The organism is Pseudomonas sp. S3_E10 (assembly GCF_054667615.1).
In genome coordinates, this window is the sequence record NZ_CP162743.1 from 5,191,400 (window position 1) to 5,204,429 (window position 13,030).

Annotated in this window: 14 protein-coding genes; 7 read left to right on the forward strand and 7 right to left on the reverse strand. The window is 62.4% G+C overall.

Going from position 1 to position 13,030, the window contains the following annotated elements; all coding sequences use genetic code 11:
• Nucleotides 1-98: 98 nt before the first annotated feature.
• Entirely contained in the window at nt 99-2,387 is a 2,289-nt protein-coding gene (metE, locus tag AB4N98_RS23845; protein ID WP_137219749.1) for a 5-methyltetrahydropteroyltriglutamate--homocysteine S-methyltransferase, read from the forward strand.
• A gap of 68 nt (nt 2,388-2,455) precedes the next feature.
• Here the strand turns inward: metE and AB4N98_RS23850 are convergent, their stop codons facing one another.
• Complete coding sequence (locus tag AB4N98_RS23850) at nt 2,456-3,610, reverse strand: DUF1624 domain-containing protein (protein WP_065878714.1); 1,155 nt, start codon at nt 3,608-3,610, stop codon at nt 2,456-2,458.
• Between the two features lie 132 nt (nt 3,611-3,742).
• Here AB4N98_RS23850 and AB4N98_RS23855 point away from each other — a divergent pair, with 132 nt between their 5' ends.
• Both AB4N98_RS23855 and yfcF read left to right on the forward strand, forming a co-directional pair.
• A complete protein-coding gene (locus AB4N98_RS23855; RefSeq protein WP_065878717.1) occupies nt 3,743-4,279 on the forward strand; it encodes a DUF924 family protein in 537 nt (178 codons plus the stop codon).
• 96 nt (nt 4,280-4,375) lie between these two features.
• A complete protein-coding gene (gene yfcF / locus AB4N98_RS23860; RefSeq protein WP_068935785.1) occupies nt 4,376-5,008 on the forward strand; it encodes a glutathione transferase in 633 nt (210 codons plus the stop codon).
• Here the strand turns inward: yfcF and AB4N98_RS23865 are convergent.
• A complete protein-coding gene (locus AB4N98_RS23865; protein ID WP_065878721.1) occupies nt 4,983-5,255 on the reverse strand; it encodes a hypothetical protein in 273 nt (90 codons plus the stop codon). The genes yfcF and AB4N98_RS23865 overlap by 26 nt on opposite strands.
• Before the next feature lie 130 nt (nt 5,256-5,385).
• On the opposite strand from AB4N98_RS23865, the gene AB4N98_RS23870 reads away from it, so the two are divergent.
• Together AB4N98_RS23870 and AB4N98_RS23875 are read left to right on the forward strand one after the other, a co-directional pair.
• Nucleotides 5,386-6,030: an ATPase gene (locus AB4N98_RS23870; RefSeq protein WP_460148952.1), complete on the forward strand. Its 645-nt coding sequence runs from the start codon at nt 5,386-5,388 to the stop codon at nt 6,028-6,030.
• A 50-nt stretch (nt 6,031-6,080) separates the two neighbouring features.
• Nucleotides 6,081-6,413, forward strand: a complete 333-nt coding sequence (locus AB4N98_RS23875) for a hypothetical protein (protein WP_026067221.1) — start codon at nt 6,081-6,083, stop codon at nt 6,411-6,413.
• 56 nt (nt 6,414-6,469) lie between these two features.
• Here the strand turns inward: AB4N98_RS23875 and AB4N98_RS23880 are convergent, their stop codons facing one another.
• A complete protein-coding gene (locus AB4N98_RS23880) occupies nt 6,470-7,216 on the reverse strand; it encodes a creatininase family protein (RefSeq protein WP_017527285.1) in 747 nt (248 codons plus the stop codon).
• Between the two features lie 30 nt (nt 7,217-7,246).
• Nucleotides 7,247-7,957 (reverse strand): murein L,D-transpeptidase catalytic domain family protein, encoded by a 711-nt coding sequence (locus tag AB4N98_RS23885; RefSeq protein WP_017527286.1) that lies wholly within the window; start codon nt 7,955-7,957, stop codon nt 7,247-7,249.
• A gap of 39 nt (nt 7,958-7,996) precedes the next feature.
• Here AB4N98_RS23885 and AB4N98_RS23890 point away from each other — a divergent pair, with 39 nt between their 5' ends.
• Complete coding sequence (locus AB4N98_RS23890) at nt 7,997-9,598, forward strand: L,D-transpeptidase family protein (protein WP_065878724.1); 1,602 nt, start codon at nt 7,997-7,999, stop codon at nt 9,596-9,598.
• Here AB4N98_RS23890 and AB4N98_RS23895 read toward each other — a convergent pair.
• Nucleotides 9,550-10,089 carry a P-loop nucleotide/nucleoside kinase family protein gene (locus AB4N98_RS23895; protein WP_017527288.1) on the reverse strand — a complete coding sequence of 180 codons (540 nt, stop codon included), beginning with the start codon at nt 10,087-10,089 and terminating at the stop codon, nt 9,550-9,552. The two genes, AB4N98_RS23890 and AB4N98_RS23895, sit on opposite strands and share 49 nt — an antisense overlap.
• 77 nt (nt 10,090-10,166) lie before the next feature.
• On the opposite strand from AB4N98_RS23895, the gene dapF reads away from it, so the two are divergent.
• Nucleotides 10,167-10,970, forward strand: a complete 804-nt coding sequence (gene dapF, locus AB4N98_RS23900; RefSeq protein ID WP_017527289.1) for a diaminopimelate epimerase — start codon at nt 10,167-10,169, stop codon at nt 10,968-10,970.
• On the opposite strand, the gene AB4N98_RS23905 is transcribed toward dapF, so the two are convergent.
• Both AB4N98_RS23905 and AB4N98_RS23910 read right to left on the reverse strand, forming a co-directional pair.
• Nucleotides 10,958-12,100, reverse strand: coding sequence for a PAS domain-containing sensor histidine kinase (locus tag AB4N98_RS23905; protein WP_065878725.1), 1,143 nt, complete (start codon nt 12,098-12,100; stop codon nt 10,958-10,960). The genes dapF and AB4N98_RS23905 overlap by 13 nt on opposite strands.
• A complete protein-coding gene (locus tag AB4N98_RS23910; RefSeq protein WP_065878727.1) occupies nt 12,090-12,905 on the reverse strand; it encodes an alpha/beta fold hydrolase in 816 nt (271 codons plus the stop codon). Before AB4N98_RS23910 ends, AB4N98_RS23905 begins: the two co-directional genes overlap by 11 nt.
• Between the last annotated feature and the right edge of the window lie 125 nt (nt 12,906-13,030).

The window sequence follows — 13,030 nt, forward strand, 5'->3', positions numbered from 1 at the left end:
GCAAAACTCGTGATGATCTAAAATAAAATGAGTTTGTCTCACTATCGTCGCCCGCCGACAATGGCTGCCATTGAATATTGGCAGTGGAGTTATCAGTCATGGCAGTCGCTCATTCCCTTGGATTTCCGCGTATTGGACGCGATCGTGAACTGAAAAAAGCGCAGGAAGCGTTTTGGAAGGGCGAACTTGACGAAGCCGGCCTGCGCGCCGTGGGCCGTGACTTGCGCAAGGCCCATTGGGATCTGCAGAAGCAGGCCGGTATTGAGCTGTTGCCCGCCGGTGACTTCGCCTGGTACGACCAGGTACTCACGCATTCGCTGATGTTTGGCGTGATCCCCGAGCGTTTCCGCCCGGCTGACGGCCATGTCACCTTGCACACGCTGTTCGGCATGGCGCGTGGCGTCAGCGACAGTTGCTGCGGTGGTGCCCACGCCCAGGAAATGACCAAGTGGTTCGATACCAACTATCACTATCTGGTGCCGGAATTCAGCGCCGACCAGCAGTTCCACCTGGGTTGGGACCAACTCTTCGAGGAAGTGCAGGAAGCCCGTGAGCTGGGCCACAGCGTCAAGCCGGTGATCATCGGCCCGCTGACGTACCTGTGGTTGGGCAAGGCCAAGGGCGCCGACTTCGACAAACTCGACCTGCTGGAGCGCCTGCTGCCGCTATACGGCCAGATCTTCCAGCGCCTGGCCGAGCTGGGTGTGGAATGGGTGCAGATCGACGAGCCGATCCTGGTACTCGACCTGCCGCAGGCATGGAAAAACGCCTTTGAGCGCGCCTACAACCTGATCCAGCGCGACCCGCTGAAAAAACTGGTGGCCACCTATTTCGGTGGGCTGGAAGAAAACCTCGGCCTGGCCGCCAACCTGCCGGTCGATGGCCTGCATATCGACCTGGTGCGCGCCGCGGATCAATACCCGACCATTCTTGATCGTCTGCCTGCTTACAAGGTGTTGTCCCTGGGGGTGGTCAATGGTCGTAACGTGTGGCGTTGCGACTTGGAACAGGCCCTGGCGACCTTGCAGCATGCTCATGAAAAACTCGGCGAGCGCCTGTGGGTGGCGCCGTCTTGTTCGCTGCTGCACAGCCCGGTGGACCTGGGCCGTGAAGACCAGTTGGACGACGAGTTGAAAAGCTGGCTGGCCTTCGCCGTGCAAAAGTGCGCCGAAGTGGCGGTGCTGGCCCAGGCGGTCAGCCGGCCCGAAGCCCCCGACGTACGCGCGGCCCTGGCTGACAGCCGCGCCGTGCACGCCGCCCGCGCCGCATCACCGCGTATTCACAAACCCGCCGTACAAGCGCGTGTTGCAGCCATCAGCGCCAAGCACAGCCAACGCCAGTCGCTGTTTGCCCAGCGTATCGACAAACAGCGCGCCGGCCTCAACTTGCCACTGTTCCCGACCACCACCATCGGTTCGTTCCCGCAAACCGCATCGATCCGTCTGGCGCGTCAGTCTTACAAGGCCGGCAAGTTGAGTGAAGCCGACTACGTCGAAGCCATGCACAGCGAGATCAAGCACGCCGTACAGGTGCAGGAAAACCTCGGGCTGGATGTGCTGGTGCACGGTGAGGCCGAACGTAACGACATGGTCGAGTACTTCGCCGAGCAACTGGAGGGCTACGTGTTCACGCGCTTCGGCTGGGTGCAAAGCTACGGTTCGCGCTGCGTGAAACCGGCGGTGATTGTCGGCGACTTGAGCCGCCCGAAGGCCATGACTGTGGAGTGGATCCGTTATGCCCAAGGCCTGACCAGCAAGGTGATGAAAGGCATGCTGACCGGCCCGGTGACCATGCTGATGTGGTCCTTCGCACGTGAAGACGTGAGCCTCGAAGTGCAGGCTCGCCAGTTGGCCTTGGCCATTGGCGACGAAGTGCTGGACCTGGAAGCGGCGGGTATCAAGATCGTACAGATCGACGAGGCCGCATTCCGCGAAGGCCTGCCGTTGCGCCAGGCGCAGTGGCGGCATTACCTGGACTGGGCCACCGAAGTGTTCCGCCTGTGCGCCTGCGGTGTGCGTGATGAAACCCAGATCCACACGCACATGTGCTACAGCGAGTTCAACGATGTGATCGAGTCCATCGCGGCGATGGATGCCGACGTGATCACCCTCGAAACCTCGCGCTCGGACATGGAACTGCTGGACGCGTTCGAAGCCTTCGCTTACCCGAATGACATCGGCCCGGGCGTCTATGACATCCACTCGCCACGGGTACCGGATGCCTCGCAAATGGCCGGCCTGCTGCGCAAGGCAGCCAAACGCATTCCGGCCGAGCGGTTGTGGGTTAACCCCGATTGCGGGTTGAAGACACGGGCTTGGCCGGAGACGGAGGCGGCGTTGATTCATATGGTGGCGGCCGCCCGGCAACTGCGAGCTGAACTGGCTTGATTGGCGAGTCGAATGCAATCCAAATGTGGGAGGGGGCAAGCCCCCTCCCACATTCAGTCCCTATCGCGTCAGAGGTATTTGAGCCAGGCCAGGTCCCGTCGCCGTGCTTTCAGCCCGGCGAACCAACGCACGGGCGCGTACAGTGCCAGCGGCAGCAGCAACGCCGCGAGCCACACGGCGCCCATGCCATCAAACCCAAAGTAGTTGCCGTGGTTAAGCCCAAACAACGCAACGCAGGCGATATACAGCACTTTGAGCACATAAAGATGCAGCAGGTAAAAGAACATCGGTACGGAACCAAACACCGCCAACACGCCGATCCAACGTCGATGCCCCGCGCGTTCCAACGCCAGCAACAGCAACAACCCAACCCCCAGCGTCAATGCCAGAAACAGTAGCGAAGGCGGGTACTTGGTTACATTGAAAAAGCTCATCAACGTCTGCACGCCGCTTTCGTAGGCCTGCCAAGGTTTCTCGCCATACCCGTTCGCCGCGCGCACCAGCACAAAGCCCACCAGCGCGCTCACCCCACCCACTAACAGGTAGCGCTGGCGCAACGCCGGCGGCATGCCGTTGGCAAACCAAGGGCCGATGCCATAGCCCAGGGCGATCACCCCGATCCACGGCAGCACCGGGTAGGTAATGCGCAGGCGCAGGGTATCGGACGCTTGAATCCAACTGCGTTCATGCAGGATCGACCACAACGTTTGCGCCGGCGAACCGGGCGTGAAGTGCAGCCCATCCAACAGGTTGTGCCCGCCGATGATCACCAGCGCCAGCGCGATCAAGAGCGGGCGCGGCAACCAGACCAAGGCGGCGAGGGCGAGCATGCTCACGCCGATCGCCCAGATCACCTGCATGTAGACCACGCTGGGCGGCAGTTGGAAGGTCCAGGCGAAGTTGACCAAGGTGAATTCCAGCACCACCAGAAACAACCCGCGCTTGAACAGGAACGCCGACACGTCGCGCCGGCCCTGGTATTTCTGGCCGTATAAAAACGCCGACAGCCCGGTGAGCAGCACGAACACCGGCGCGCACAGGTGGGCAAGGGTGCGGCTGATAAACAGCGCGGGTTCGGTGGTGTCGATGCTCATGGGGTCGCCGACCTGGCGGTGCAGCAGGAAGGTTTCGCGCACGTGGTCGAGCAGCATGAACAGGATCACCAGGCCGCGCAGGGCGTCGATGCTGAGCAGGCGTTGGCGCAGAGGGGCAGCGTCAGTCATGGAAAAGGTCGCAGGGCAGGGCGGAAAGAGGGCGTTATCCTATAACATTAATCGGCGCGAGGTGTCGCCATTTGGCTTTCGCCCGGCCAGGATTCTGCTACCGTCAGCCCATCCGCTGTCAGAGGACCTAGCATGCAGACTGTGCAATCCGTCATCGATTTCTGGAAAAACGCCGGCCCCAAACGCTGGTTCGCCAAGGACGATGCCTTCGACGCCAGCTTTCGCGATACCTTCTACGCCACTCACCTGCAAGCCGCCCGGCGTGAGCTGGAAAGCTGGTTGGGCTCAGCCGAAGGCGCGTTGGCCTTGTTGATCCTGCTCGACCAGTACCCGCGCAATGCGTTTCGCGGCACGGCGCATATGTTCGCCACCGACCCGCTGGCGCGGCTATATGCCCATCGCATGGTGGGAGCCGGCCTGGATCAACAGATCGAACCGTCTTTACGCGCGTTCTGTTATTTGCCGTTCGAACACTCGGAATCTCCCAGCGACCAGCAGCGTTCGCTGGAACTGAACCGGCATCTGGATAAAAACACGTATCACTGGGCCAAGGAGCACGCCAACATCATTGAGCGCTTCGCACGGTTTCCTCATCGCAACGAGGTCTTGGCCAGGGTCTCCACCCCCGCGGAGCAGGCCTTTCTCGCGGCAGGCGGGTTTGCCGGCTAGTGCGCTATTCCCAGCAGGAATGCCCCCATAAAAACCCTGCATTGTCTTTATCCGCGAACATCTCGTAGCGTGAGGGCTCATTCAAGGAGATTGCCCATGAGCCAGAGCCCGTTGCGCCTTTATGTGGATTCGTTGTTTACCAGCCCTTACGCGATGTCAGTGTTCGTCACCCTGCGGGAAAAGGGCCTGGCCTTCGATCTGGTCACCCTGGACCTGGACGCTGCGCAAAACCAGACCCCCGACTACGCCCGACTGTCTGTGACCCAGCGCGTCCCGACCCTGATAGAAGGCGACTTCGCGTTGTCGGAGTCTTCGGCGATCACCGAGTACCTGGAAGCGGTCTACCCGGAAACAGCGGTGTACCCGGCCGACCCCAAGCAACGGGCGAGGGCGCGCCAGGTGCAGGCGTGGTTGCGCAGCGATCTGCTGCCGATCCGCCAGGAACGCTCCACGCTGGTGGTGTTCTGCGGGCAGAAGAAACCGCCGCTGTCGGCTGAGACTCAAGCGGCCGCGCGCAAGTTGATCAATGCGGCGCAGGCATTGTTGGCGGGCAACCCGCCGTACCTGTTTGGCGCGTGGTCGATTGCCGATGTGGACCTGGCCGTGATGCTCAACCGCCTGATCCTCAATGGCGACGAGGTGCCGCCTGAGCTGGTGAAATACGCCGAGCGGCAATGGCAGCGGCCCTCGGTACAAGAGTGGGTCAATCAGCCACGTCCGGCGCTGTAGCCTTTGCGGTGATGTGCTCCACCCGCCGGTCCAGGTCTTCCCAATCGGCCATGCCCAGCACCCGCGTGGTGTTCAAGCCGCGCAGGTAACCGCGCAGTTGCTGGGCGTTGGCGTTGACCTGGTCCGCGTCTGCCGCTGCGTCCAGCAGCACCTGTTCGTACTCGATCAGGTAATCGGCGACGCGGTCACGGTACTCCGGCAAGACGGCTTCGCGGATGCGGTCGAAGGTTTTCTGGTGGGGCTTCATGGCAAGTCCTTATAGGTTTTGTCGTGACACTATCGCTTCAGATAATAGTCACCATCACGTAACGCAAGTTCTGTTTTTGCCGGAAAAGCGCAAAATCGCCCCATCGAAACGCTGTTCAAGGAAATGCGCGATGAGGACGATTATTCAATGGGCTTTGATGGCCCTGATGCTGGGCACTGTGGCGCTGAACAACGCGGCCATGGCCGGTGATCTGCGTACAGGCCATTTGCTACCTATCGGCACTGGCGTAAACTCCTTGCAGCACGCGCAATCGGTGGGTGTGTTGTTGAGCGACAATACGCGCGACAACCTCAGCTACCTCGAACGCTACCACGCCATGGCTATGAATGGCGCCAAGGATGCCCTCGACGGGCGTATCCGCCAGGCATTCATCAACAGCTCCGACCCGGAACTGGCGATTGATTGGTTAATGAACTCGCTGCAGGGAACCTTTGCGTCCGTCACTGTCTACGACACGCTGGATGCTCTTGTGCAAGCTCATCCTGACGTGGTGGTGATGCTCGATACCTATAACCAATTACTGACCCAGCGTAACGACGAGGTCGAGGCGCGGTTTATTGCGCGGTTCTATGACGCCGATCTGCAATACATCGCCAAGGCCGAAGGCTCGGTGCACAAGCAGGTGGCGTCGGTGTGGGTACGCGACAAGGCCGCGCCGGAGATTGCCGCGCAGATCGAGCAGCAGCGCGATGTGCAGCTCGATGCCTTGAAGCAGTTCGATGCGTCGCTCAAGGCGCTGGTTCGCGCAAGTTGATGTGAGCTTTTATTTTTTTGGCCTTTATCTTTTCGACCCAGGATTTGTTCATGCGCGCTTTTTTCGTACCGGCTGCGGCCTTGTTGATGACCGGCTGTGTGTCCGCCCCCAATACGCCAACCTTGACCTTGCAAACCAGCAAGGCCCCCGAAGCCTATATGCAGTGCGTGCTGCCCAAGCTGGAAAAACACGGCATCACCTCCACCGTGACGCAGAATTCGCGTCATGCCAGGGTGGTGCTGACCAGCAAGATCGCCGCCGACGATGTGCTGGAGGCCTACAAGGCCGGAGAGGGCGCCAAGGTGTTTTTGTATGAGCGCAAACCGCTGGCATCGACCATTACGCCGTCGCGGCTTGAACTGGCCGCACAGGACTGTAAGTAACACACCCATCCTGTGGGAGGGAGCAAGCCCCCTCCCACAGTGGATTTTTGTATGACTTAAGGTCGTGCTTCGTTGCTGAAGTTTTCGACTACTTTGACCAGGCCGCCGGCCGCCAACGCCACCAATTCACCGCCTTTCTCCACCGTCGCCAGCGCCGGGTCCGAGCCCATGCGCCCGTCCGGGAAGCGCGCCCGGAAGTCCAGGGCTTCGCGGATCGGCCCGGTATTGGCGATTTGTGGCGAATAGTCGGCCGACTTGATCGCCTCCGGGTAGGCCCATTGCGTCACGGCAATTTCCGATGGCGTGGCATGGCTGCCATGGCCCACCGGGAACTGGCGGTGCGCCAACTCGTTGACGCCGTCCAGGTCCCACCAGTTCACCAACTTCAATGCGAACCCGGCCGGGCGGCGGGCGAAGCTGGCTTCGGCGTACAGCTCGGAAAAGGCCGCTTCAATCGTCGCGATGTTGCCGCCGTGGCCGTTGAGGAACAGGATCTTGTCGAAACCATGCCCGGCCAGCGAGCGCACCCAGTCGCCAATCGCGGCAATAAAGGTGGACGGGCGCAGGGAGATGGTGCCGGGAAACCCCAGGTGGTGCTGGGCCATGCCGATATTGAAGGTGGGGCCGATCAGGATGTCGGCGTTTTTTTGCGCCTCATGGGCGATGATTTCCGGGCACATCCAGTCGGTGCCCAGCAGGCCGGTGGGGCCGTGCTGCTCGTTGGAGCCAATGGGGATCACCACCGTGCGGCTGCGCTCCAGGAATTGCCCGATCTCGATCCAGGTCGATTGATGTAGAAGCATTCGAAGCTCTCTTTTATCTGTGGGGACAGGCTAACCGCCACGGATTGTACGACTACTGGCCACCTGTTGGGGTTTGCAATTGAGGTACGTCGAGGACTTCAACCAGCGCTGGTCGGGGTACCACGAAAACATGAACTGCCCATCCTTGAGTTTGTCCACCACTTGGCGCGCCACCTGCGGACGTACCGCCGGGCAACCCTGGCTGCGGCCGATACGGCCTTCGCGCTTGCTCCACAACGGGCTTACGTAGTCGGCGGCATGGATCACGATGGCGCGGTCGCGGGCCAGGTCATTGAACCCCGGCTCCAGGCCGTCCATGCGCAGCGAATAACCATGGGTGCCCAGGTAGCTTTCCTGGGTGCGGAACAAACCCAGGCTGGATTGGTGGCTGCCTTCGAGGTTGGAGAACTGGGTGGCGAAGTTTTCCCCGGACTTGGCGCCGTGGGCCACCAGGTCACGCAGCACGAGGGTTTTCTTGCGCAGGTCGAAGATCCATAGGCGACGGGCGGTCGAGGGCTGGGAGTAATCAATCACGGCCAGGCGCTCGGAGCGTTCCTCACCATTGCTGACCGCGCACTGCATGGCGTTCAGGGCGCTTTTGAGTACAGTGGGATTGAGTTCTGGAGCCGAGCGCGCCAGGCTGTTATACAAGGACGGAGGATTGCCGTTGGCGGCGAGCGCAGAGTTGCTCAATATAGCCAGTACGACGACCGCGCCGAGGCGGCACATAAAAGTCAGCATCTACAGTACAACTCCCCACTGTGGATTGGAGCAAAGTCATTGTTCAAAAAACACGCATGTTACTTGAGCATTTGCTTGCTCGTTGCACCATTGGTCGCCACAGCCGAAGCGCTGCCGGTGCAGCCGTTGCCGGTCAGCACGCCGGCGCCGTTGGACCTGGCGCCAGTGCAACAGGCCCTGGCGCAGTTGCCCAGCGTGTGTCCCGATCTGGCGCAGCATCTCGATGCGCCAGCGCTTGCACGCTTGCAAGCCCTGTACCAGCAGCAAGGCGATGTCCCGTTGTGGTCAGACGAGACGCGCCGCCAAGCGCTGCACACGCAATTGCTGATGCTCGCCGATGATGGCCTGGACCCCACCCACTATAGCCTGCCTGCGCCACACGCCACGCAAAACGTGCTGTGCAGCGATATCGGCAGCAGCCAGCACTACCTGCAGGCCCTGCAGGATTTGCACTTCGGGCGCCTGCAGCAATCGCGCTTCGAACCGCTGTGGCATTCGCAGCCGCCCGCCGGCGACCCCAACGCCGCTGTGCTGGCCCTTGCCGCCGTCGGCCTGCACGACATGGCGCAAGCCTTCGACCAGGCGCGCCCCAGCGCCGATCTTTACCGCAGCCTGCGCAACGCCTATGCCAGCGTGCGCCAGCAACCGCTGCCGCATTGGGACCCGGTCGGCAGCGGGCCGTTACTGCGCCCCGGCATGGAAGACCCGCGCGTACCGGAACTGGCGCGCCGGCTTTACAGCGGCGGCTATTTGCCCAGCGAACCCAAGGGCGGCGACAGGCAATACCGCGCCGAACTGGTCGCGGCGGTCAAGGCTTTCCAGCTCAGCCACTCGCTGCAATCGGACGGCGTGATCGGTGCCGGCACCGTGGCAGAACTCAATATCAGCCCGGCGATTCGCCGCGAACAACTGCGCATCAACCTTGAACGTTTTCGCTGGCTGGCACAGGACCTGGAGCCCGAAGGCGTGTTGGTCAACGTTGCCGCCGCGCAACTGAGCGTGTACCAGAGCGGTATCCCCGTGTGGCAAACCCGTCTGCAGGTGGGGCGAGCAGAACGCCAGACGCCGTTGCTCAAATCGCGCATTACCCGGCTGACCCTCAACCCTACCTGGACTATCCCGCCCACCATCATGCGCGAGGACAAACTCCCGGCCATCCGCCTCAACCCCGAATACCTGCGCCAGCAAAACCTGCAAGTACTCGACGCCGAAGGCCACCCGCTGGCGCCCGAGTTGATCGACTGGGCGCGCCCCGGCAATATCCTGCTGCGCCAGGAAGCCGGCCCGCGCAACCCATTGGGCAAGATCGTGATGCGTTTCCCCAACCCGTACTCGGTGTACCTGCACGACACCCCCAGCCAGCCCCTGTTCACCAAAGGCCCACGTGCGTTCAGCTCCGGCTGTGTGCGGGTCGAGCAACCGTTGCTGCTGCGCGACCTGCTGGTCAGCCCGGCCGAACGCGCGCGCACCGATGAACTGCTGGCCACCGGCGTGACCCACGAATTCAGGCTGGCCACGCCGGTGCCGGTGTTGTTGGGATATTGGACGGTCGAAGTCGACCGCGAGGGTGGGCTGGTGTATGCGCCGGATATCTATGCGCGGGACCTGGTGTTGATGAAGGCGATGGGGAGTGTGCTCTGAGTACAAGACAAATGCCGGGTGATGGTTTCCACGGCGTGCGCTGATGTGATGTGTGCGGTGTCGATGGTCATTGGCGCCTCGTCCCAGTCCTCGTACTCATGGGCCACTACCGATTGCCAGGTGGGTGGCGTGTGCCCTGGAATGTCGCTCACCCGGGTTTCGACACGGCGTTGGTGTTCCTGGACGTCTGAGCAAACCACTTGGATATCGAGCAACGCAACGCCTGCCGCTGCTGCGCTTGCCGTGAAGGCTGCGCGGCTTTCGCGCACGGGGTTCACGCAGTCGGCAATCACGGTATGCCCCACCGTCAAGTTACTCAGCGCCAGCGCATTCGCCACCCCATAGCCGCTGGCGCCCGGCAACATACCGGCATCGCGCAGCGCTTGTTCGATCACATCGATGCGCAGGTAAACCGCACCGATCCGGCACGCCAACTCGCGGGCAATCGTGGTTTTGCCGGTGCCGGGCAGGCCGCTGAAGACGATAAGCATGCTGCGATCCTTCGATAGGTCAGTGGGCGGCTTCAGGGTATCCTCCCATTCCCCACCGGTCGATCCCAGGACAGCCCATGCCCTTGCCGTTCGTAAAAATGCATGCCCATGGCGACGACTTCATCATCGTCGACCGTCGTGGCCAGGACGACCCGATCACCGCGCCAATCGCCCGCCGCCTGGGCAACCGCCACACCGGCATCGGTTTCAATCAGTTAGCGGTGGTGCTCGACTGCGAAGACGCCGCCGCGCGCGTCAAATTCTGGAACGCCGACGGCACACCGCTGGCCGCCTGTGGCAGCGCCACCCGCGGCGTGGCCGAGCGCTTGATGCATGAAACCGGCAGCCATTCGATTGTGCTGCGCACCGACCGTGGCTTGCTGACCTGCGTGCGCGAGTCGGGCCGCCGGGTGTCGGTGAACATGGGGGAACCTTCACTGGATTGGGCGAGCGTGCCGCTGGCCGGGGCCATGGACACGCGCACTTTGGCGATCGCAGGCGACCCGGCGGCGTGCAGCATGGGCAACCCGCATTGCACGTATTTTGTGCACGACATGGCCGCCGTCGATGTGGCAGTCGCGGGCCCGGCCCTGGAAACTCACCCGTTGTTCCCGGCCAGGACCAACGTGCATTTTGTGCAGGTGCTTGACCGTGGGCAGATCCGCCTGCGCATCTGGGAACGAGGCGGCGGTGTGCCGCTGGGTTCCGGCTCATGTTGCTGCGCGGCGGTGGTCAATGGCATCCGCCGAGGCTTGTTGGATGCCACGGTGCAGGTGCTATGCGACGGCGGCACGCTCACGGTGCAGTGGGACGGGCAGGGCGGCGTGGTGTTGACCGGCAGTGTGGAACCGATCATGCAGGGCAGCGCCTATTTGTACTGAAACGTCACCGTAAATGTGGTGCCGCCCGTGGCACAGGAGCGTACCGCCACGTCACCGCCGTGCACCTTGGCCAATTCGCGCACGATATACAGGCCCAGCCCCACACTGCGCACCTCACTGCCCTGGTCGGTGCCCCGGGTCATGGGCTCGAACAGCACCGCCAGCAGCGCTTCGGGAATCACCGCGCCGTCGTTGTGCACGGCCACCTCGCATGCGCCACCACCCAGCCGCGAGGTGATGGTGATCGGCCGTTGCAGGTCGCCATAGGCCACGCTGTTGGCCACCAGGTTGCCGATGATCTGCTGCACGCGGTCGGCGTCCAGGCAGGCGTCGCCCTGGCCTTCGGCGTGATGCACCAGCGTCGCCTTGGGGAATGCCACGCGCAGTTCGTCCACCGCGTGGGCAATCACCTGATGCAGCGCCAACGGTGCCGCCTTGATGGTGATGCCGTGGCCGACCCTGGCCTGGGTGAAGTCCAGCAGGTCGGCGATCATGCGCTGGGCGCGTTCGGACGATAGGCCGATTTGCCCAAGCAACTGGCGCTCCTTGGCGGTGCGCTCGCCACGGCTGAGAAAGTCCGAGGCCAGGCGGATGGCCGTGAGGGGGTTCTTCAAGTCATGGCTGACAATCGCCACCATCTGCTCGGCAAACAGCGCGCGGCGCTGGGAGATGGCATAGGCCTCTTTCAGCTCGGCCTGGGCCTGATGCAGCGCAGCTTCGGTGGCGGTTTTTTCCTGCAGCAGGGCTTCGGCCAGGTTGCGTGCGTTGAGCAGTTCGCGCTCGTACTTGTCGCGGTCGGTGGTGCCGAACAGCGCCAGGTCGTACACCACGGCGTCGGCCTGTTCACGCTTGTTACCGTTGAGCAGCACGGTCACCTTGTGCCCGTCGCGGTGCAGCATGTCCAGCTTCACTTCGGTCACGCTGCCGTGCATGCGCAGCATGGGCGCCAAGTGGGTCTGGTGGAAAATCCGCCCGCCCATGGTCAGCAGGTCCTGGAAGCGCCGGCTGCACAGCTCGCTGAGGCTGAACCCCAGCCAATCGCTGAAGCGCGCATTGGCTTGCAGGATGGTGCCGTCCTCGGCGGTGACGGCCAGGGCGCAGGCGGCGCTGTCGAACACTTCAGCCGACACGCGCGGCCATCCAGGGCGCGAGGAAAGCGGCCATGGCGGCCGCACAGGCTTGCGGCGCGCTCATGTGCGGGCAATGGCCGACGTTGTCCACCAGGCAATAGGTGCTGTTGGGCAACACGCTGTGCAGGTATTCACCCACGGCGATGGGGGCGATCAGGTCGTCGCTCGATTGCAGGATCAGCACCGGCGTGGTCAGGCCGATCACGTCCTGGCGGTTGTCCGACAGGAAGGTCACCCGCGCGAATTGCTTGGCGATGTCCGGTTCGGTGCGGCAGAAGCTGTCGGTCAACTGCACGCCCAGCGCGGGCTGGTCAGGCGCGCCCATGATCACCGGGGCCATGGCGCTGGACCAGCCGAGGTAATTACCGTCGAGGGTGTCGAGCAGTTCGTCGATGTCGCTGCGCTTGAAACCGCCCACGTAGCCGTCTGCATTGATATAGCGCGGCGACGGGCCGATCATCACATGCGCCGCGATACGTCCCGGCACCAGGCGGTCGGCAAGGGCACCGATCATCGCGCTGACCGAGTGCCCCACCAGAATCACCGGGCCTTCGGCATAGGCGTCGATGATCTCGTTAAGGTCGCGGGCATAACCGTCCAGCGCGCCGTACTTGGTTTTATCGAAGGCCTTGAGGTCGGAAAGACCGGCGCCTACCAAGTCGTACATCACCACGCGAAAACGCTCTTTGAACGAGGGCGCCAGGTAATTCCACATGGCCTGGTTGCAGCCAAAGCCATGGGAAAACACCAGGGTCGAGGTCCCGTTGCCCATCACGTTGACGTTGTTGCGGTGGCGTAAGTCCATGGTGATCTCGACGTATTGGCGTATTGCTGGATGTGGCGCAGTTTAGATAGCCGACCGCTTTGGGTCACGCGTTATAGCGCTGATAGGTTACAGTCGGCGCCTTCAGGAAGACACTTCAGGTAACA

Coding starts and splice junctions, on each gene's coding strand:
- metE (WP_137219749.1), top strand. CDS start 99: ATGGCAGTCGCTCATTCCCTTGGATTTCCGCGTATTGGACGCGATCGT.
- yfcF (WP_068935785.1), top strand. CDS start 4,376: ATGAGCCAGAGCCCGTTGCGCCTTTATGTGGATTCGTTGTTTACCAGC.
- AB4N98_RS23885 (WP_017527286.1), bottom strand. CDS start 7,957: ATGCTGACTTTTATGTGCCGCCTCGGCGCGGTCGTCGTACTGGCTATA.
- AB4N98_RS23895 (WP_017527288.1), bottom strand. CDS start 10,089: ATGCTTATCGTCTTCAGCGGCCTGCCCGGCACCGGCAAAACCACGATT.
- dapF (WP_017527289.1), top strand. CDS start 10,167: ATGCCCTTGCCGTTCGTAAAAATGCATGCCCATGGCGACGACTTCATC.
- AB4N98_RS23870 (WP_460148952.1), top strand. CDS start 5,386: ATGAGGACGATTATTCAATGGGCTTTGATGGCCCTGATGCTGGGCACT.
- AB4N98_RS23875 (WP_026067221.1), top strand. CDS start 6,081: ATGCGCGCTTTTTTCGTACCGGCTGCGGCCTTGTTGATGACCGGCTGT.
- AB4N98_RS23880 (WP_017527285.1), bottom strand. CDS start 7,216: ATGCTTCTACATCAATCGACCTGGATCGAGATCGGGCAATTCCTGGAG.
- AB4N98_RS23865 (WP_065878721.1), bottom strand. CDS start 5,255: ATGAAGCCCCACCAGAAAACCTTCGACCGCATCCGCGAAGCCGTCTTG.
- AB4N98_RS23855 (WP_065878717.1), top strand. CDS start 3,743: ATGCAGACTGTGCAATCCGTCATCGATTTCTGGAAAAACGCCGGCCCC.
- AB4N98_RS23850 (WP_065878714.1), bottom strand. CDS start 3,610: ATGACTGACGCTGCCCCTCTGCGCCAACGCCTGCTCAGCATCGACGCC.
- AB4N98_RS23910 (WP_065878727.1), bottom strand. CDS start 12,905: ATGGACTTACGCCACCGCAACAACGTCAACGTGATGGGCAACGGGACC.